This is a genomic window from Psychrobacter halotolerans, from assembly GCF_039680845.1.
GTDB lineage: Bacteria > Pseudomonadota > Gammaproteobacteria > Pseudomonadales > Moraxellaceae > Psychrobacter.
On sequence record NZ_JBDKWD010000002.1, the window covers coordinates 541,665 to 560,926 of the forward strand.

At 43.8% G+C, this 19,262-nt stretch carries 16 protein-coding genes; 7 read left to right on the forward strand and 9 right to left on the reverse strand.

Annotated elements, in window-relative coordinates:
* Positions 1-207: 207 nt before the first annotated feature.
* The 5 genes from copM to AAJP47_RS05970 form a co-directional block, all read right to left on the reverse strand.
* Positions 208-1,059: a CopM family metallochaperone gene (gene copM / locus AAJP47_RS05950; RefSeq protein WP_346716979.1), complete on the reverse strand. Its 852-nt coding sequence runs from the start codon at positions 1,057-1,059 to the stop codon at positions 208-210.
* Between the two features lie 271 nt (positions 1,060-1,330).
* Entirely contained in the window at positions 1,331-1,606 is a 276-nt protein-coding gene (locus AAJP47_RS05955; protein WP_346716980.1) for a putative quinol monooxygenase, read from the reverse strand.
* Between the two features lie 54 nt (positions 1,607-1,660).
* Positions 1,661-2,107: a GNAT family N-acetyltransferase gene (locus tag AAJP47_RS05960; protein WP_346716981.1), complete on the reverse strand. Its 447-nt coding sequence runs from the start codon at positions 2,105-2,107 to the stop codon at positions 1,661-1,663.
* Positions 2,108-2,219: 112 nt separating this feature from the next.
* Positions 2,220-2,834: an rRNA large subunit pseudouridine synthase E gene (locus AAJP47_RS05965; protein WP_346716982.1), complete on the reverse strand. Its 615-nt coding sequence runs from the start codon at positions 2,832-2,834 to the stop codon at positions 2,220-2,222.
* A 533-nt stretch (positions 2,835-3,367) separates the two neighbouring features.
* Entirely contained in the window at positions 3,368-5,587 is a 2,220-nt protein-coding gene (locus AAJP47_RS05970) for an NADP-dependent isocitrate dehydrogenase (RefSeq protein ID WP_346716983.1), read from the reverse strand.
* A gap of 898 nt (positions 5,588-6,485) precedes the next feature.
* On the opposite strand from AAJP47_RS05970, the gene AAJP47_RS05975 reads away from it, so the two are divergent.
* The 4 genes from AAJP47_RS05975 to AAJP47_RS05990 all read left to right on the forward strand — a co-directional run bounded on the left by AAJP47_RS05975 (position 6,486) and on the right by AAJP47_RS05990 (position 11,123).
* On the forward strand, positions 6,486-7,868 hold the full coding sequence (locus AAJP47_RS05975; RefSeq protein ID WP_346716984.1) for a GNAT family N-acetyltransferase: 1,383 nt from the start codon (positions 6,486-6,488) through the stop codon (positions 7,866-7,868).
* A gap of 36 nt (positions 7,869-7,904) precedes the next feature.
* On the forward strand, positions 7,905-8,408 hold the full coding sequence (locus AAJP47_RS05980) for a chorismate--pyruvate lyase family protein (protein WP_346716985.1): 504 nt from the start codon (positions 7,905-7,907) through the stop codon (positions 8,406-8,408).
* A 621-nt stretch (positions 8,409-9,029) separates the two neighbouring features.
* The gene (gene glyA, locus AAJP47_RS05985; RefSeq protein ID WP_346716986.1) at positions 9,030-10,286 is read left to right on the forward strand and encodes a serine hydroxymethyltransferase; all 1,257 of its coding nucleotides are present in this window, start codon (positions 9,030-9,032) and stop codon (positions 10,284-10,286) included.
* 96 nt (positions 10,287-10,382) lie between these two features.
* Positions 10,383-11,123 carry a type 1 glutamine amidotransferase gene (locus AAJP47_RS05990; protein ID WP_346716987.1) on the forward strand — a complete coding sequence of 247 codons (741 nt, stop codon included), beginning with the start codon at positions 10,383-10,385 and terminating at the stop codon, positions 11,121-11,123.
* A 259-nt stretch (positions 11,124-11,382) separates the two neighbouring features.
* Here the strand turns inward: AAJP47_RS05990 and AAJP47_RS05995 are convergent, their stop codons facing one another.
* Positions 11,383-12,078, reverse strand: a complete 696-nt coding sequence (locus AAJP47_RS05995; RefSeq protein ID WP_346716988.1) for an FMN-dependent NADH-azoreductase — start codon at positions 12,076-12,078, stop codon at positions 11,383-11,385.
* 141 nt (positions 12,079-12,219) lie between these two features.
* On the opposite strand from AAJP47_RS05995, the gene AAJP47_RS06000 reads away from it, so the two are divergent.
* Positions 12,220-13,065: a LysR family transcriptional regulator gene (locus AAJP47_RS06000; protein WP_346716989.1), complete on the forward strand. Its 846-nt coding sequence runs from the start codon at positions 12,220-12,222 to the stop codon at positions 13,063-13,065.
* Positions 13,066-13,216: 151 nt separating this feature from the next.
* On the opposite strand, the gene AAJP47_RS06005 is transcribed toward AAJP47_RS06000, so the two are convergent.
* From AAJP47_RS06005 to AAJP47_RS06015, 3 genes are all read right to left on the reverse strand, one after another.
* Positions 13,217-13,915, reverse strand: coding sequence for a ZIP family metal transporter (locus tag AAJP47_RS06005; protein ID WP_346716990.1), 699 nt, complete (start codon positions 13,913-13,915; stop codon positions 13,217-13,219).
* A 188-nt stretch (positions 13,916-14,103) separates the two neighbouring features.
* Positions 14,104-15,378, reverse strand: coding sequence for a sodium/glutamate symporter (gene gltS, locus AAJP47_RS06010; RefSeq protein WP_346716991.1), 1,275 nt, complete (start codon positions 15,376-15,378; stop codon positions 14,104-14,106).
* Between the two features lie 355 nt (positions 15,379-15,733).
* Positions 15,734-17,035 carry a glutamate-5-semialdehyde dehydrogenase gene (locus AAJP47_RS06015; RefSeq protein WP_346716992.1) on the reverse strand — a complete coding sequence of 434 codons (1,302 nt, stop codon included), beginning with the start codon at positions 17,033-17,035 and terminating at the stop codon, positions 15,734-15,736.
* A gap of 593 nt (positions 17,036-17,628) precedes the next feature.
* Here AAJP47_RS06015 and AAJP47_RS06020 point away from each other — a divergent pair.
* Entirely contained in the window at positions 17,629-18,018 is a 390-nt protein-coding gene (locus tag AAJP47_RS06020) for a hypothetical protein (RefSeq protein ID WP_346716993.1), read from the forward strand.
* A 370-nt stretch (positions 18,019-18,388) separates the two neighbouring features.
* A complete protein-coding gene (locus tag AAJP47_RS06025; protein ID WP_346716994.1) occupies positions 18,389-19,186 on the forward strand; it encodes an ABC transporter ATP-binding protein in 798 nt (265 codons plus the stop codon).
* Positions 19,187-19,262: the final 76 nt, after the last annotated feature.

The window sequence follows — 19,262 nt, forward strand, 5'->3', positions numbered from 1 at the left end:
TAAACCCCCTGCTAAAAATTATTTAGCAGGGGGTTTTTATTGAAAATGGATAAAGACCATGACGCTGAACTTTCTTTGATATGGCCTTTTTCATTGATTTCGTGGCGCTGTTCTAAACTGTCATTTTTAAAACAATGATTTTAAACTGACAATCTAAACTGGCGGTTTCGAGAGGATTTGGGCAATCAATTAAAAGCAAATAAGTCTCTAAGAGGCTGGCGATTGGGCGTTATCGGTATGACTCATGTGCTCATCATGGGCATTGCCGAGCTTATCATCTGAGCTAGAGTTGCCATCTGTATCGAGGTTATCCTCTGTCTTATTCTCTGCCAGCCAATTTTTCATCAATGTAATCTCAGGTTGCTGAGCATCAATAATCTCTTGCGCCAGCTTACGCATCTCTTCGTTTGTTCCGTATTTGAGCTCAATCTCTGCCATGTCTACCGCGCCCATATGATGCGGTAACATACCACGTGCAAAGGCAACATCAGGCACAGGATCAGCGATACCAAGTACCATATCGCCATGCAAGACATCCATACTTCTAGCGTATGCTTGCTGCATTGCTTCGGTATTGGGCTTAGGCTTGGCGGTATCAGGATGGCTGGCAAGCCATTTGTTCAAAATATCAATCTCAGTTTGCTGATTGTCTATAATCTCTTGCGCAAGCTGGCGCATGGTTTCATCATTACCATATTTCAGCTGGATTTTTGCCATGTCTACCGCGCCGCGATGATGGCCTAGCATGCCCTTAGCAAAAGCAGTATCGGGATCGTTATAACCCATGCCAATCATCATCTCGTCATGCATTCTTGTCATTGACCTTGTATAGTCTCTGAGCATATCAGACATCTGAGACTCATCGGCAACATCGTCACCCTCTGCCAATCCATCGTCAGACATGTTTTCATGCTCGGCATGCGTCATTTCAGTCACTGGCGGGGAGGTTTCTTCTACAGGAACGGGTTGATCGTCCTCTGTTGCTGGCTGACAGGCACTCAGCGTCAATGCAGCAGACGTGCAAATGGCAAGAAGGGCAAAACGGTGAGAGCAAGTCATGAGGTATCCTTTATCCTTAACTAAAACCCTAGCTAGAACAAACCGTATAAACTGAAGGGCGCATATTTACACGTAGGTAATAAGGGTTTGAATCTTATCAGATAAATCTTGCCAGTTCGAGACGCAGTGTTTAAAACTTCGTAACGGGAGGATATTTATCGTGTAGGACGGCACATAAATTAATGCAACGCTTTGATTCTCAGTGGGTCTTGTTTTACCAGCCCGATGATAGGATCCATATTCACTCGTTTACCGTTTAATTGTTAGTCATTCACGCTGTGACTTCGTAATGACGTTCAACATCCATTGTCACTTTGCCCCAATGAGAGGCTTTGACTCTATTCTGATGATATTCAAATGCCGATTTATCGATGAATTCTTCGTAAACATCAAAGCGAAGTGGGTTTTCTGGATGTTCAGTGACACTAAACGTTATACAACCAGGCTCTTCGAGGGTCAGGCGTTTATGGTTTGCCAGCTCACTTTTGACTATTTCAAGCGCCGATTCAGGAACTAAGATAAACCCTTTCAATATTACTTTTGACATAACTCTCTCTGATATAACTGGCCTTAACGAATCTGTCTTTTAGTACTGTCTAACTTATAATAACTTGAAAAAATAGACAGTAGCTTCAAGCTCTCCGGTAGAGCTACGGGCAAATTGCGGAATTTGCCCCGCTTCGTTGTAACCAATGGAGCGATATAGTATCGATGCAACGTCACCCAGACGAGTATCAAGTACAAGCAAGGACAAACCGATTTCAGCAGCCACACCTTCCATGAATGCCATTAGCTTTTTACTGACGCCTTTACCGCGAGCACTCGTATGAACCATGAGCTTTTCAACTTCCCCTCTATGTGAGCCATTAGGCTTTGCACAGAGTGAGAGTTGGACGGCACCCACGATCCTCTCGTCGTCATAGGCAACAAATAATTTTCTAAGACCGGAGGCAAGCTCTGTTTCTACCGACGACCAATATGATGTCACTTCTTGCCCATCGACTGGCGTTAAGAAACCAACCGATGCGCCACTCTCGATACAATCCACTAGCAATGCACGTAGTTGCTCGACCAGACCCGAGGTCGTGCTTATTTCTTTTATTTCCATGGAACGCTCCCTTTTTTATCATGCAACAACCCGTAATAAACAGCCAAGTAAACTATTGGGTAATTCCCAATTGCTGGTATTGCTCATTGTTTAATTGAATACGCACAGACTCGCCAACGGCCAAATCTCCCAGCTCAAACTCAGCAACCGACCAGCGGATAAGACGTAGGCAAGGCAAGCCAACATGCGCCGTCATACGTCGCACTTGACGGTTTTTGCCTTCATAAATCGTGAGCATCAGCCATGAGTCTGGCACGCTTTTCCGTTCGCGTATCGGTGGGTTACGCGGCCACAGTGGCATGGGTAATGTCTCTTCACTGACGTGTGTGACATCGGCGGGCAGGGTTTTGCCGTCTTTGAGAATCACGCCACGTCGAAGCTGATTAAGTTGCTCAGTCGTAGGGACTCCTTCCACTTGCACCAAGTAGGTTTTGCCTTGTTTACGACCCGCATTGGCTTTGGGTGGATGGGTAATGGCTTTATTGATTCGTCCATCATCGGTCAAAATAAGCAAACCTTCTGAGGTAGCATCGAGCCGACCAGCAACACGTAGTGACTTGTCCGTAAAGTAGTCAGACAGGGTAGTATGGTCATTGTTACTGTCATCACGAAATTGACTTTGTACCCCATAAGGCTTATTAAATAAAACGAGACTAGAGGTCGACATAATGCAGGGTTTCCTAAGGCAAATCGTGGGTAAATCAGACAATCAAGCAAGCAGTCGTTGAAGCTGTCAATGAAGCTATAAATATAGCAAAAGCGGTCAGGTTGAAACTACTACAACCGACATATAGGCGATCCATTTTAAAAAGAGGACAGTGCTACTGGCATAAATTTTGCGTAGCCTTTGTCTGTAAAGGCACAGCAAGTAAGAAAAATTTGTGTCAGTAGCATTTGATAATGCGTATGCTTTTTTTATTTAGGACTGACACTATTGTATAAAGCGACTTTTTATATAGCAACCATTTATATAGCAACCGTTTATATAAAACGGGTGTTCAAGAATGAGGTATGCATATGATTTTCCATCGACTATCGCAGCGGTTATGATAGTTATGGAGACTTTTTTATCATCCAAAAAAAACCCCCACAGCTCTAAGAACTGTGAGGTGTTTCTTATTCATTCTGACTTGATTGGGTATAAAAGCTCGTCATTAAAGCGAGCTTCAACAACGAGTTATATCCAGTACAATCAGACCATTATAAAGAGGCCAAAGCGTTATTAAAGGTGGTGCTTGGACGCATGACTTGCTCAGCGATTTTTTCATCAGCCAAGTAGTAGCCTTTGATATCTACTGATTTGTTTTGCGCATCATTCAGCTCTTTAACGATAGCCGCTTCTTTGCTCTCAAGGTCTTTTGACAACGATAAGAATTTCTCTTTTAGCTCAGCGTCTTGATCTTGAGCAGCTAACTCTTCTGCCCAATACATCGCTAGATAGAAATGACTGCCACGGTTGTCAAGCTCACCCGTTTTGCGTGATGGTGACTTATCATTTAGCAGTAATTTTTCAGTGGCTTTATCAAGCGTATCCGCTAGAATTTGGGCTTTGGCATTGTTGTCGTTTTTGGCCAAATGCTCCAAAGATACGTTCAAGGCCAAAAATTCACCTAGCGAATCCCAACGCAAGTGGTTTTCTTCGATAAGCTGCTGTACATGCTTCGGTGCAGAACCACCAGCGCCTGTCTCAAACAAACCGCCGCCTTTCATTAATGGTACGACTGACAGCATTTTGGCACTGGTTCCTAATTCTAAAATTGGGAATAAATCAGTGAGGTAATCGCGTAAGATGTTACCGGTGGCAGAAATCGTATCAAGACCACGAGCAACGCGCTCTAGGGTGTAACGCATGGCGCGAACCTGAGACATGATTTCGATATGTAGACCTTTAGTATCATACTCTTTTAAATAAGTTTGCACCTTTTTGATCAATTCGTTTTCATGTGGACGGTATGGGTCTAACCAGAAGATAACTGGCGTGTTAGACTCACGTGCACGGCTGACCGCAAGTTTTACCCAATCTTGGATTGGCTCATCTTTGGTCTGACACATGCGCCAGATATCGCCTTCTTCAACACGCTGCTCCATCAATACTTCATCGGTATCAACATCAACGATACGAGCGATACCTGAATCATTAGACTCAAAAGTTTTATCGTGTGAGCCATACTCTTCTGCTTTTTGAGCCATTAGGCCAACGTTTGGTACGGTACCCATGGTGGTTGGGTCAAAATTACCGTGCCATTTGCAGAAGTTGATCATTTCTTGATAAATGCGGGCAAAGGTAGACTCTGGCATGACGGCTTTACAATCATACATTTTGCCATCAGCGCCCCACATTTTACCGCCTGCGCGGATCATGGCTGGCATAGAAGCATCAACAATGACGTCACTTGGCGAATGGAAGTTGGTGATGCCTTTGGCTGAGTCAACCATGGCAAGACGTGGACGATGCTCTTGGCAAGCATGTAAGTCGTTTTCGATTTCTTCACGTTTGCTGGCTGGTAGCTCGGCGATTTTTTCGTACAAGCTTGCCATACCGTTATTGACGTTAATGCCTAGCTCGTCAAACAGTGCTGCGTGCTTTTTGAAAGCATCTTTATAGTAGATGCGAACCGCATGACCAAACACGATAGGATGCGATACTTTCATCATCGTCGCTTTTACGTGCAATGAGAAGAGAATACCCGCTTCGCGGCAATCTTCCATTTCTTGCTCATAAAATTCAAGCAGCGCTTTTTTGCTCATGTACATAAGATCGATAACTTCTTTGTCCAACAAAGCAAGTTTAGGCTTCAATACTTTAGTTTCGCCTGCGTCAGTCAAGATTTCCATGCGGACAGTGCGCGCCTTGTCTAGGGTCATAGACTGCTCACCATCGTAAAAGTCGCCATGATGCATGTGCGATACGTGCGTGCTCGACCACTGTTTCCATTCACCCATTGAATGTGGATGCTTGCGCGCGTAGTTTTTGACCGCTTTTGGTGCACGGCGGTCTGAGTTGCCTTCACGCAAAACTGGGTTAACAGAGCTACCCAAGCTTTTGCCATAGCGTTTACGAATCTCTTTTTCTTCATCCGTTTTAGGATCGCTTGGGAAATCAGGGATCGCATAACCTTTGCCTTGTAGCTCTTTGATAGCGGCTCTTAACTGTTGTACAGAGGCACTGATGTTAGGCAATTTAATGATGTTAGTGTTTGGGTCTTGGGTCAGACGACCTAGCTCAGCTAAGTTGTCAGGCACACGTTGCTCTTCAGATAAGTACTCAGGAAATTCTGCCAATATACGCGCCGCAACTGAGATATCACTGGTTTCAACATCGACGCCAGCTGTTTTTGTAAATGCCTTAACAATAGGCAAAAATGATAGGGTGGCAAGCGCTGGGGCTTCGTCAGTTTTTGTATAAATAATTTTTGACATGTTAGTAGTGTCTTCCTTTAGGCTAGAGTTAAAATAAGGCTCAAATATGATGTTAAGTATAGATAAATAGTACTATGCGATGATAAGCGATGTCGTTAACTCTCTCGTATCTGGTCTCTTAAGCGCTTTTATAATGGTTTAACGCTTTTTTTGTTAATCTTCATCGAAACAGCGTTATAAGACCGGATGCTGATATTATTTAGATGTCAATTCACTAGCCATCCATCAACTATAAAGCAGCGTTGATGTCAATCTCGTATAGTGAACTAAGTATACTGTTTTCGCTCATATCCTATGTATTTGAATTATATTAAGCTAACAACAACGTTATTCTACCAGCCATCCGCTTCGATATCATCTTTTCCATACAACTACTCTGCTTTTGCGTGAAAAAAATACCCCTCTATTAAGACAAAATCCCGCCAGTTTTTTGTGTGAAAAGCACGTAGTAAGCGCGATACACTGATATCGGCTTTACGTTATCTTGTTTACAACTATTTTTTGGGTTGACTGCCTATTTTGGATTGACGCGTTGCTTTAATCTTACGGCACAATCTTTTAGTCACTTCTATAGTCGATACTCCATAAAATCGGCACACGACATTATCATATGTGACTGGTAACAATTTTGCTTGCTTGCTGTGCCGACAGAGACGGCAAAAAATTCATCCCAGCCACGCTGACGCTTTTTTATAGTAATCTTACTATAGTCAATCTTGAATCTGCTCTTTGCTTCACTGAAAAACGTTTTTGCAAATTGTGACAGCAAACTGGCAAAAATTTGCTAGGCTAGGTGATGAGCCGATAAGATTTATCAGACGATAGACTTTATTAAACGATAGAATTTATCAAACGATAGACGCTCGGCAACCCTATAGCGACTACAGTGACCATCAGTATGAATCTAGAATACGCATTGATTAATGACACCAGTTGGCAAAATGAGACTGACTGGCAAACACCAGACACCCCTTTTATGTCGTTTGCCTTTTGGCAGGCGCTCAGCGATACGGGGGCGATAGGGGAGAAAGCTGGTTGGTTGCCGATATTTATTTTGGTGTACCGCGTTGCCGATCACTCAGCAGATAATGCAACTGACGGTGAATTCAGTGATGCAATTAGCAACGAAACCGACGACACAGAGCAAGGCGATGCCAAACCGATTGCGGTAATGCCCATATTTATAAAAGGTCATCATCGCGGTGAGTTTGTATTTGATCATTCTTGGTCAGAAGCTTATGCGCGTTACGGCCTTGATTATTATCCGCGGCTGGTTACCAGCGTTCCTTATACGCCAATTACGGGTCAGCGTTTTTGGTTGGCGAAAGGTGAGACCTTAAATGAAGATATTGTCAAAACCGCGATTGCAGGGGTTGATGACATTGCGCAGCAAGTGGGCGCATCGAGCTGGCATGGACTGTTTGTCACGCCTGAGCTGGCCTCTATTACTACTTCCTCTATGCCGACGGGGCAGGACATAGCGCTTGCTATAGCTGCTCATGACGAAGGAATGGAGCCTGTGCCTATTGAGATGCCGATAATGGAGCGCCAAGGCTGTCAGTTTTTGTGGCAAAATAAAGACTTGCTCAAAGACAGTCAGCCTTTTGCCGACTTTGAGGCGTTTTTATCGACGTTAAAAGCCAAGAAGCGTAAAACCATTCGTGCTGAGCGCCGCAAAGTTGCCGAACAAGGCATTACTTGCCAGCGCAAATGCGGGGATGCCATCACCGATGAGGACTGGAAAGCCTTTTATCATTGTTATGTGATGACATATGCAGTGCGCGGTCAGCAGCCATATCTAACGATTGATTTTTTTATGGCATTGGCGCAAACCCTGTCTGAGCATCTTATGTTGGCACAAGCGCTCGACGCGCAGGGCGAGATTATCGCCAGCAGTTTGTTCTTATATGATACGCCTGCCAGTAATAGCGACAACGACAGTGTTGATGGTAATGTTGATAATAGTGCGACCTTGTACGGACGCTATTGGGGCGCACTTGGTGAGTACGATAGCTTGCACTTTGAGCTGTGTTATTATCAAGGCATTGAGTTTGCCATTGAGCAAGGGTTAACCTATTTTGATCCGGGGACGCAAGGCGAGCACAAACTGATTCGTGGGTTTATTCCAACGGCAACGCATTCTTTGCATCGCATTTATGATCCGCGTTTTGTACCTGCGATTAGTGAGTTTTGTACCCAAGATCGCCTGCATATGGCGCAGTATCGCCAGCAAGCCTTTGAAGCCTTGCCATTTAACGCCGATAATATGCCTGATTTTTAAATCTCTTTTTTAACGTTTCTTAATTAGTCACTAACTATGTCCAGCACCCACGTTTCTTCTACTCATCTTTTACCGCCTCCAGCAGCATTACTCCCTTGGTTACAGGTCGAAGGCTCTTTAACCGCGGCGCTAGAGGTCAAAGCAGGACAGCCATTGCGCGTTGAACGTGTGTTTGAAGGCTATCGCCCCTTATCATTAACGCAAAAAAAGCAGTTAGGCGTACAAGGGGCGATGCTGGGTCGTCCCATGCTGGCTTGGGTGCGTGAAGTGCAGCTATATGGCAATGATGAGGAGCCATGGGTAAAAGCGCAAAGCCTCTTTCCACTACCCAGTTTGATAGGGCGGGCGCGGCGCTTGCAGCAGCTCAAAGGCACGCCCATCGGCTATGTATTGTTTAAGCGCAAACGTACCTTACCCAATCAACGCGTTATACAGCAGACAAGCGAAGGGTGGCAGCGGCAAACGCGATATGATTGGTATGGCCGAACCTTTATGATTAGCGAGGTATTTTTGCCTGAGTTTTTGGCCAGTAGACTCTAAAAAATCGCTATTACGGTGAACAAAATAAAAAATTTTACTGACAAACAAGTAAGTAATGACTGCGTATTTCATCAACACCGATATTCAGCAGTCCATTGGACTTATGGTTAGTGCTTACCTTTATGGATTAAAATATCAATTAAAAACGGTCATCTTAGGATGGCCTTTTTATGCGATAAATAATGGTTTGTATCGCCGTATTATCCAAAACACCACCTTTTTTATAGGCTATTTATTTGTATTATAAGAGGATTTAATACACTCAGCTTACGGTGAGGTTTTTTTGCGCTCGCCGTACAAATTTTCATGTTACACTTAATCTTTAGCGATGATTTCGATGCCAATGTGTAGATGCCAACGTGGTGTAAATGCCAACGTGCAAATGCGTATCGGGTTTATTGCCGAATTGAACCAGTTGATGACAGGCCAATTGCCTGCGCTGACTCCCATTCATTTTTGCTAGTAGACTTCATTCACAATAATGTAATGCCACAAAACCTCGCTCAAAGTATTGATCGTACTTTGGGCGAGGTTGTTACCGTCGTTATTTTATTGTGGGCAGGCTATCAGCTTCTTTTCAATGACCGTTTTTCAATGACAATCATTACCTAGGACATCACTATGTTTAAAGATATTTCTATCAAAGATTTTGATCCTGCCCTTGCTGAAGCGATGGCGGCAGAAAGCGTTCGCCAAGAAAACCATATCGAATTGATTGCTTCTGAAAACTACTGCTCACAAGCAGTAATGGAAGCCCAAGGCACAGACCTAACCAACAAGTACGCTGAAGGCTATCCGGGTAAGCGTTACTACGGTGGTTGTGAGCATGTTGACGTGATTGAACAATTGGCCATTGACCGTGCAAAAGAGCTGTTCGGTGCTGAGTATGTCAACGTCCAGCCGCATTCAGGTAGCCAAGCAAACTCTGCGGTGTTTTTAGCCTTACTAGAAGCAAATGACACCGTACTGGGCATGAGCTTAGACGCAGGTGGTCACTTGACGCATGGCGCGCACATCAACTTCTCAGGTATCAACTACAATGCGGTACAGTACGGATTGGTCGATGGCACTGGCCTTATCGACTATGATCAAGTGGACAGCTTAGCGCGTGAGCACAAGCCTAAAATGATTATTGCAGGTTTTTCAGCGTACTCGCAAGTGGTCGATTGGCAGCGTTTCCGTGATATCGCTGATGAAGTCGGCGCTTACCTATTGGTAGACATGGCGCACGTAGCTGGCCTTGTCGCTGGTGGCGTTTACCCAAGTCCAGTACCGTTCGCTGATGTGGTCACGACGACAACGCACAAAACCTTACGTGGGCCGCGTTCAGGTATGATTTTGGCGCGTGATGAAGCACTTGCCAAAAAGCTAAACTCTGCCGTATTCCCAGGCAACCAAGGCGGCCCGCTCATGCATGTCATCGCTGCCAAAGCGGTGTGCTTTAAAGAAGCATTAGACGGCGACTTTAAATCGTATCAGCAGCAAGTGGTCAAAAACGCGCAAGCAATGGCAAAAGTCATCCAAGATCGCGGTTATGAAATCATCTCTGGCGGCACTGAAAACCATCTGATGCTGATCAGCTTGGTTAAGCAAGAAATGACGGGTAAAGAAGCGGATAAATGGCTTGGCGATGCACACATCACGGTCAACAAAAACGCGGTACCAAATGATCCAAAATCTCCATTTGTGACCTCTGGTATTCGTATCGGTACGCCAGCGATCACCACTCGCGGCTTCAACGAAGCGCAAGCAAGTGATTTGGCGGGTTGGATCTGTGACGTGCTAGACAGCCGCGGTGATGAAAAAGTGGCTAATGAAGTACGCGAAAAAGTAGAAGCGATCTGCAAAGAGCTGCCAGTGTACGCAAAAAATCAGTAATTTTTAATTCGCTCTTTTAAAAGTTGTATAAAAAACCGCTTAGCTTTGGCTAGGCGGTTTTTTACTTTATTAATAGTATAATAAAAGGATAATTTGATGAGCTTACGTATTCATGCTTTGTATCATGTCGATTTTGAAGAGCTTAGCTATATTAAACAATGGGCAGACAGTCAAGATCATAGCATTACGGTGACTCGATTTTATAAAAATGATTCATTGCCCGCTCAAGACAGTTTTGATTGGCTAGTTATTATGGGTGGCCCAATGGGCGTTCATGATGAAACAGAGTTTCCGTGGCTTGTTGACGAGAAACACTTCATTCAGCAAAGTATTGATGCAGGAAAAACGGTGATTGGTGTTTGCTTAGGGGCGCAGTTAGTCGCAGACCGTTTGGGCGCAAAAGTTGCGCCATCAGGTGTGAAAGAGATTGGTTGGATGCCTATTCAATTAACCAAACAAGGACTAACGCATCCATTGTTAAAAGACTTACCAAAAGAGGCATTTACCGTGTTCCATTGGCATGGTGATGGTTTTGAATGTCCTCAAAATGCTACGCCAATCGCAACGTCAAAAGCGTGGGCAAATCAGGGTTTTATTTATCAAACACCAAAACATGCCGAGCTAGATACTTGGGTAATTGGTTGGCAATGTCACTTTGAAGTGACTGCAAAAAGTATGGTTGATATGGTGGCGCCGGGACAGGCTTATATACAAGATGCCAAGGTTGATTATCCTGACTCTGTGCAAGCGCCCGATGAGATCTTAGAACTGGGTAATAATTACATCGAGGATAACAATGCATGGCTCTCGACAATGCTAGATAACTTGGCAAAATGATATCAATGAGTTATGAAGAAAGTATTTTCAATATAAAAGCATGGGAAGAATGACAGAAAAGTAAGTGACTTAGAGTTACAAAAAAACCGCTTAGCATTTACTAGGCGGTTTTTTATTGATTTTTCCTTATTTGCTTGTTGAGCTGGATAACTAAACACCTGTATAAGCATAGGTGTTTTGAAAATTTAGACAATGAACAGCAAAAAGGCAGTATTCAAGAAAAAAGTAATGTTAAATCTAATATCTTGTTTAGTGTTGACTACTCAATCATATCTAAAGAAACATTAGCAGATACCTTAGAGATGTTTTCTGCCACTGTTATAGCACGGCTATGAGCGTTGGCTACTGACTGAAAATGACGTTCGTCTGTAAACTCTTGATACTCTGAATGGATCTCATATATAGAGTCAACTCCTAAATATTTGCTTAACGTTTTTAGGTGAGGGGTTAGATGATTTGCCTCTGCTCTTATACCTTTAGGATCGAAGCCAAACTCACCACTTGAAGTTACTATGACTAATGTTTTTCCTGATAACGTAGGTTGTAGTGGGAAATCACCGCGAGCTAAATCAAAGTCAAAAGTCTTATTGATTCTGACAATTTGATCGAACCAAGCTTTGAGTTGAGCTGGCATACCATAGTTGTACATGGGTGAGGAGATCAGAATAATATGAGCTTCTGTCACTTCATTAATAAGTTCATCAGATATCGATAATATATTGCGTTGTTGCCCTGTTCTATTATGCTCTGGGGTAAATACAGCACCAATCCATTCTTGGTTTATAAATGGCGGCGGATTGATTCCAACATCTCTATAGATATAGGCTATGTCGGGATTTTTATCCAGTAGCGTATCGACAAAGCTTTTGGCAATACCTTTAGATATGGAGTTATGACTGGCGTTTTCATTTTCCAGTGCTCTTACGCTTGCGTCAATATGCAGTAAAATAGTCATGTTTTTTCCTGTTGTTTGATGGATAACGAGGACTATTTTGTCTGATTATATAAGGGGCTTACAAACGGATAGATTGCATCTATAGATGTGTTTAATTCATCAATAAGGTATTTTTTTTGACGCAGTAAAGGGAAGACAAGCATGCAAGTTTCACTACAGGCGCTAAGAGCGTTTGAAGCCGCAGCCCGTTTGAGTAGCTTTAAACAAGCAGCAGAAGAATTATCGCTTACACCGACCACAGTGTCGCACCACATCGCCAATTTAGAGAGCAGATTGGGAGTGAGTTTATTTCATCGCAAGAATCGATGTATTGTGTTGACAAACACAGGACAATTTTTGGCAACAGCAACAACGGAAGGGTTTACGACAATCAATAACGCTTTAGATCAAGTTGCTAACACTGCGAGTGTGGTACGAGTGACAACGACCTCATCTTTGGCTGCTATGTTACTCATTCCTTATCAGCATGAGTTTTCAAGAATTTATCCAAAAATAGGCGTTGAAATTTCGACAGGTGAGACTCTAAACAATCAACCTTATGTGATTGCCATTCGTTTAGGTAATGTAGCAACTGTAGCGCCTGAAGATGTTATCAAACAAGAATATTTTGATGTATTTGGTGCGAATCAGGTTGCTGATACTTGGAATACTCAAGGAAAAATAACCATATACACCACTGAATGGAAAAACAATATATTACCCTTACCATCGCTAGAAGCATGGCTTGCTTTGAATAATATTCCTCTTACTAGGGTTATGATAAAAAAATTTGATCAGGAATTTTTTGCTATTCAACAGGCTATGGCAGAGGGGTGTCTTGTTTTTTGCTCTTCAACATTGGTTGCACGGCTTTTAAAAACAGGTTTACTGAAGCGCTTTCAAACTCAATCGATCAAAACTCAGCTTTGTTATTACATACCAAAAAAATCATCGTTTGATACCAAAAATGGCACGAAGTATGTGGAATGGGTTGAGACATTATTATGATCACTCAGACGAGGTGTCATTCAACGGGAGCGGTTGTTTTAGACGAACCGTCCTGAACGAACTCTCCTAAATGATTGTGACGGTTCACTGTTATTCTAACGAAAACTGACCAATGTATTAGTTCAATAAGAGTCAGTTTATCGAATGAATACTAACCCCCAAGCTGACTTAAGCCCAACGCCATAATCAAACCAATAGCAGTACTGATGCCAGCCCAATGGTTATCGCGTTTAAACGCTGTCGGAAAGACTTCGGTCGCAAGTGAGGCAATGACAGCACCAGCGGCAAAGCAATTGATGGCACTTAGTATCCCTTTATCGACGTCCGCAAGTAGCATCTTACCCAAGATGGCTGCAAGCGATAATAAAATGGCAGCTCCAATCCAAAGCATCAATATCTTCTTATGACTGTTGCCGCCTTCACGCATCTCTTTGGCGCCGCCTGCAGCTTCCGGCAAGTTGGACAGCAAAATAGAACCTGCCAGTGCGGCAACTTGCATCACATTTCCGCTGATGAGTGACACGCCCAGCGCTAGGTTTTCAGGTACACCATCAAGCGTGATGGCAGCCAATAGTCCGCCGCCACCGCCCGAATTTAGTTTTTCGTCGATCAGGTAATCAACGCCTGCAAACACCAAAGCGCCGAGTAAAGTAAAAGCTGCTGTGAGCCAAAGTCCACTATCGGCGAGGGAGGGTTGTACCAGCTCTATCACGACCGATATCATCAGCGCACCGCCCGCGATGGCCAATAGGTTACCTTCTAACCAAGCCGGTAGATGACCATACAAACCCCAAAGCGCTCCTATAATAAGTGCGCCTGAGACCACAATAATAATTGCAAACATCAACATAATTTGTTCCTTATTTTTTAGCGTTGATATTAATGATGCGGAAGCTTTTATGTCATTATAAGTTGCGTAACCAATACACTAGCGCCGATACCTGTAAATAAAAATGTTAGCAAACAAAAACCCCAACCATCTACAAGATGATCGGGGCTTATGGGGTTCAACGACAGCGGCTGTAAAGTGATTGAATCTTACATAAACGGCAATTTGGTAAATATCTGCAATACCGTAGCGTTAACGATATCGACAAAGAATGCACCAACCATCGGGACAATCAAAAACGCTTTGGGCGAGGGCAGATAACGGTCAGTGACTGCCTGCATATTGGCAATCGCTGTTGGCGTTGCGCCCATGCCGAACCCACAATGACCAGCTGATAAAACGGCGGCATCATAGTTTTTGCCCATGACTTTAAAAGTAATAAAGTAGACGTAAATAATCATAATGACAGTTTGGACGAGTAGGATAACCAGTACAGGCCCTGCCAAATCAGTCAATTGCCACAGTTTTAAAGACAATAGCGCCATGGCCAAAAACAGACTTAAAGAGGCGTTGCCGAATACATCAATAGAGCGGTCAAACATGTCAAAATTGAATACCGTGGTTAAGACGTTACGAATGATAACGCCACCTGCCAATGCCCAAACGAAGGTGGGTAGCTCAAACCATGTGCCTTCAGCCACCAGCGTCATTACTTCAGCAAATGCCAATGCGCCTGCAAACAATGCCAACGTCTCAATCGTAGAGGAGGCCGTGATAAAGCGCATACTATCCGGTCTTTCAAAGATTTCTTTATTGCTGTGGGCGCTATCTTCGTCGTGCTTGGTGCTATACAGCGACTGTGCATTGGCCACTTTTTCGATGTCGCTAGGATTTGGGTTAGCAGGGGTTGGTTTTAGACCAAGGTTTTGAATCAAACGCTTCGCCACAGGGCCACCGACAATACCACCAGCGACCAAACCATACGTCGCCACAGCAATACCAAGCGTTGTCGCGCCAACCACACCGTACTCTTGCTCTAGCGTAATGCCCCATGCACCAGCCGTGCCATGACCACCAGTCAAGGCAATCGAACCTGTCACCAGTCCCAGTAATGGATCAAGCCCCAATACGCTTGCCATTGCCACACCAACGATATCTTGTAGCACGATAAATATGGATACCACCACGGTAAAGATCAATAACGGTGTGCCGCCTGCTTTTAATCGGCTAAAATCAGCACTCAAGCCAATGGACGCAAAAAACATCAACATGGTCGCTGTCTGCAATCCTTGATGAAAGTTAAAGCTATATCCCCAAATAATATTGAGCGCATAAACCACAATCGCGGCAACCAAACCGCCAGCCACAGGCTCGGGAATGTTAAAGTCTTCTAAAAACTTAACCCTTTTTACCAAAACTCGTCCAAGCAGTAGCACCAGAGTGGCCAATATCAGCGTGTAATAACCGTTTAAGGTAATTTCCATATATCAATCCTTTCTATACAAATGAATGAACCTGAATTCGGGATAAATATGGTTTTATCTCGAATTCAGGTTGGGGTGTTGATTGGTGATTAAGCTTTTTTTATTCAGTGCTTTACCTACAGGTATGTTAACAGCCTGTGCTGGAACGCTTGCGCTCAGTGCTGTACCGTTTTGGTTAATGAGACTTTAGCTAATATGATTTTGGCTAATATGAATTGGGTACATACGGTTTTTATTAACATAGTAAATAACTTCAATAAAAAAACGCCAGCCATTAAGCCGACGTTTTTTGTGAATTATACGGTAAGTGAGAGACGATGTCATAGAATGCAAAACAAAATGAATAAGCCGTGAGTTAAGCCCGTGTCTCACCATGTCCATAGACGATCCATTTTTGTGAGGTCAAACCTTCAAGTCCGACAGGGCCACGGGCGTGAATCTTATCGGTTGAAATACCAATTTCAGCACCAAGCCCATACTCAAAACCATCGGCAAAACGACTAGAAGCATTAATCATCACACTGGCCGAATCCACTTCGCGTATAAAGCGTTGTGATTTGGTGTAGTTATCCGTGATGATGACATCCGTATGATGGCTGCCATGCGTGTTAATGTGCTCAATCGCTTCATCGATACCTGATACGACTTTGATCGCTAAGATAGGCGCTAAGTATTCTGTGTCCCAGTCTTCGGCAGTCGCGTCAGATAAATGACCGTTGAGGGTTACATTGTCTTTTAAGATGGCCTGTGACTTTTCATCAAGGCGCAGTTGCATGGCATCGTCAGCGGCTACGATGGCTTCAGCAATTTTTGGTAGCATCTCATTGGCGACTGGCTCATCGACCAATAATGTCTCCATCGTATTGCAAGTACCATAGCGATGGGTTTTGCCATTGACGCTGACGTCAATGGCGATTTGGGCATCGGCGTCGCTATCGATAAAGGTATGACAGTTGCCATCTAAATGTTTGATGACAGGCACACGGGCATCACGGCTAATGCGTTCGATAAGTCCTTTACCACCGCGCGGCACGATGACATCGACATAGTCGGTCATGGTGATTAGTTCACCAACGGCGGCGCGATCGGTTGTTTGTAATACTTGGACACTATGCTCAGACAGACCGACTTTTTGTAGGGCCTCTAAGATGCACTTGGCAATCGCTTGGTTCGATTCAAACGCTTCAGAACCGCCACGCAAAATAATGGCGTTGCCAGATTTTAACGCCAAAGAGGCCGCCTCTAACGTCACATTAGGACGCGATTCATAAATCATACCGACCACACCGAGTGGCACGCGCATTTTGCCTAAATGAATACCCGATGGGCGGTAAGTCATGTCAGTGACCTCGCCGATAGGGTCTGGTAACGCAGCCACGTCTTTGAGACCTTGGAGCATGCCATCGAAACGTGCGTCGTTCAATTCAAGACGGTCGAGTAGGGCGGCATCTAAGTCGTTTTTTTGACCCTTATCCATATCGATTTTATTGGCCGCCAAAATATCTGACTTGGCATTTTTTAACACATCGTGAATCGCCATTAACGCGGCGTTCTTATCACCCGTATTGGCAGCAGCGAGTGCACGCGAGGCCGCTCTTGCTTGCTTGCCGACAGATTGCATATATGCGGTCACATCTGTGTCATTCGATTGACTCATAAATTTTTTCCTTATAATGAAGAAGTGTTTAAAACAGAAAAACGCCAAAAAGGCGAAAATGTTGCAAAATTTTTGAATGCCGATGTTGGATATCTATCCTATCTTGAACATTTATAAAGCTTGAACCGTTATAAAGCTTGATTGGTTATAAAGGCATTATGCTATTTAACATAGAGGAGATTGAGGCGATAGTAAAGACGAATTTGTGAACAGTAACTGCTCTAAAAAGTATGCAGCCGCATTTTCTAAGCGCGGGTTGACTGGTTGTATTGCCAGTCTTTTGGAGCACACGTGGTCTTGAAAAAACCAATAAAAAAGCAATTTGTCGTTACGTGCCTTAACAGAACTGCGCTGTAACTACTAAGGTAGCCATGAGCAATCATGATTATAGTAGAGACCAATAGTGTTAATAAAAAGATTATTCGTTAGAACATTGTTAGCTAAAACATTCCTAGTGAAAATACTATCCGTGGAGATGTTATGAGGGAACACTGTTAATTGATAATAGGTTAACTCATAAAATAACTTCTCATTAAAATATCAACCTATTTAAATACCAATCTAGTATAAAGTGTTATTAAGGGAGAATAAAAATGGCTATCGAAAAAAATTGGCTTACCGTTGGACTGGTCGCAGCAGCATTAACCTTGGGTGCTTGTGGTAAAAAAGATGAAGCGCCAATGGAAACAGAATCGCCTGTTGATGCGCAGACAGAAGTAGAAGAGCAGGCCAGTAATTCTGCCATTACAGGCGGTGCTGATGATGTCGATGTTGGCCCCGGTAGTACCATGTCAGTAGGTGATAACGACGATGTAGCGGTTGCTAGTGCCAATGATGGCAGAGCGGTAGGCGACAAAGATGTGGCGGTTGCCAGCGCTGATGCTATGGATGTGACTAACAACGATGCGGTTGCAGTCGGTACAGAGGACAATGCAGAAGTCCTAGATGGGACGGAAGAGTCAGAGCACATCTCAACCTACTAATTTGTTGCTTGGCAAACTGCTGGTTATTAAGTTAATCTTTAGCCATTCACGGGTTAGCAGGTCACTGCTCAGATAAAACCACGCCTTATACATTTAAGTGATAAAATAGAGCTCAGCGCTGTTAAGACAGTCTGAGCTTTTTTGTGTCGATGGTTTTAGAGACGGACAAGCGTCTTGATTATTGATGAAGCTTATACAAGATTTGCCTTTTGGACGCGGAATAAGAGACAATATGCCATTTTTGTATTTGTCTTACAAATCATGGCAGTATCATCACTATGCTGCGCCAAATGATTTTATTCTATAGACAGCATATACCACTATTTTTTATTCATGTTTTCACTCATATTTATTGGAAGTCTGCTAAACCATGCTTGATACTGCAAAAAATCCGACTCGGCCAATCGCCTTAGATTTACAAGACGTCCATAAAAGCTACGGCTCATTAGCAGTCCTAAAAGGGGTATCGCTCACCGCCTATGACGGCGATGTTATCTCCATTTTGGGCTCATCTGGCTCCGGCAAATCCACATTGCTGCGCTGCATCAATCTGCTTGAAAATCCCAATCAAGGTCGGATCATCATCGGCAATGACGAGCTTATCCTAAAACCGTCCAAGTCAGGCGAGCTACAAGCAGCAGATACGAGACAACTAGAAAGCTTGCGCGCGCGCGTGGGGTTTGTGTTCCAAAACTTTAACTTATGGCCGCACAAAACGATTTTGCAAAACATCATCGAAGGGCCAACCCAAGTTTTAAAGATCAAAAAAGACCAAGCCATTAGTGACGCTGAAAAGCTACTTGATAAAGTGGGCCTACTGGACAAAAAAGACGCCTATCCAGCCAACTTGTCTGGTGGTCAGCGTCAACGTGTCGCTATTGCGCGCGCACTTGCAATGCAGCCGCAAGTGCTGTTGTTTGATGAGCCAACTTCAGCATTAGATCCTGAACTGGTCAATGAGGTGCTTGCTGTCATGCGAGAGTTGGCAGAAGAAGGGCGTACCATGCTTATCGTTACTCATGAGATGCGCTTTGCCCGCGAAGTGTCCAGCAAAGTCGTCTTCTTACACCAAGGCGTGGTTGAAGAGATCGGCACCCCTGAACAAGTATTTGATAATCCTACCTCTGAGCGTGTCAAAGATTTTATGGCATCGCACCGTCAACACTAATTCCGCTTCAAACAGATAGGATGACCCAAGAGTGATCATCCTATCGCCATTCAAAATCTGTCAATCAGCGCTCAAC

Bases quoted from the DNA above. Each gene is read 5' to 3' on its own strand.
- copM (WP_346716979.1), bottom strand. From the start codon at position 1,059: ATGACTTGCTCTCACCGTTTTGCCCTTCTTGCCATTTGCACGTCTGCT.
- AAJP47_RS05955 (WP_346716980.1), bottom strand. From the start codon at position 1,606: ATGTCAAAAGTAATATTGAAAGGGTTTATCTTAGTTCCTGAATCGGCG.
- AAJP47_RS05965 (WP_346716982.1), bottom strand. From the start codon at position 2,834: ATGTCGACCTCTAGTCTCGTTTTATTTAATAAGCCTTATGGGGTACAA.
- AAJP47_RS05970 (WP_346716983.1), bottom strand. From the start codon at position 5,587: ATGTCAAAAATTATTTATACAAAAACTGACGAAGCCCCAGCGCTTGCC.
- AAJP47_RS05975 (WP_346716984.1), top strand. From the start codon at position 6,486: ATGAATCTAGAATACGCATTGATTAATGACACCAGTTGGCAAAATGAG.
- AAJP47_RS05980 (WP_346716985.1), top strand. From the start codon at position 7,905: ATGTCCAGCACCCACGTTTCTTCTACTCATCTTTTACCGCCTCCAGCA.
- glyA (WP_346716986.1), top strand. From the start codon at position 9,030: ATGTTTAAAGATATTTCTATCAAAGATTTTGATCCTGCCCTTGCTGAA.
- AAJP47_RS05990 (WP_346716987.1), top strand. From the start codon at position 10,383: ATGAGCTTACGTATTCATGCTTTGTATCATGTCGATTTTGAAGAGCTT.
- AAJP47_RS05995 (WP_346716988.1), bottom strand. From the start codon at position 12,078: ATGACTATTTTACTGCATATTGACGCAAGCGTAAGAGCACTGGAAAAT.
- AAJP47_RS06000 (WP_346716989.1), top strand. From the start codon at position 12,220: ATGCAAGTTTCACTACAGGCGCTAAGAGCGTTTGAAGCCGCAGCCCGT.
- AAJP47_RS06005 (WP_346716990.1), bottom strand. From the start codon at position 13,915: ATGTTGATGTTTGCAATTATTATTGTGGTCTCAGGCGCACTTATTATA.
- gltS (WP_346716991.1), bottom strand. From the start codon at position 15,378: ATGGAAATTACCTTAAACGGTTATTACACGCTGATATTGGCCACTCTG.
- AAJP47_RS06015 (WP_346716992.1), bottom strand. From the start codon at position 17,035: ATGAGTCAATCGAATGACACAGATGTGACCGCATATATGCAATCTGTC.
- AAJP47_RS06020 (WP_346716993.1), top strand. From the start codon at position 17,629: ATGGCTATCGAAAAAAATTGGCTTACCGTTGGACTGGTCGCAGCAGCA.
- AAJP47_RS06025 (WP_346716994.1), top strand. From the start codon at position 18,389: ATGCTTGATACTGCAAAAAATCCGACTCGGCCAATCGCCTTAGATTTA.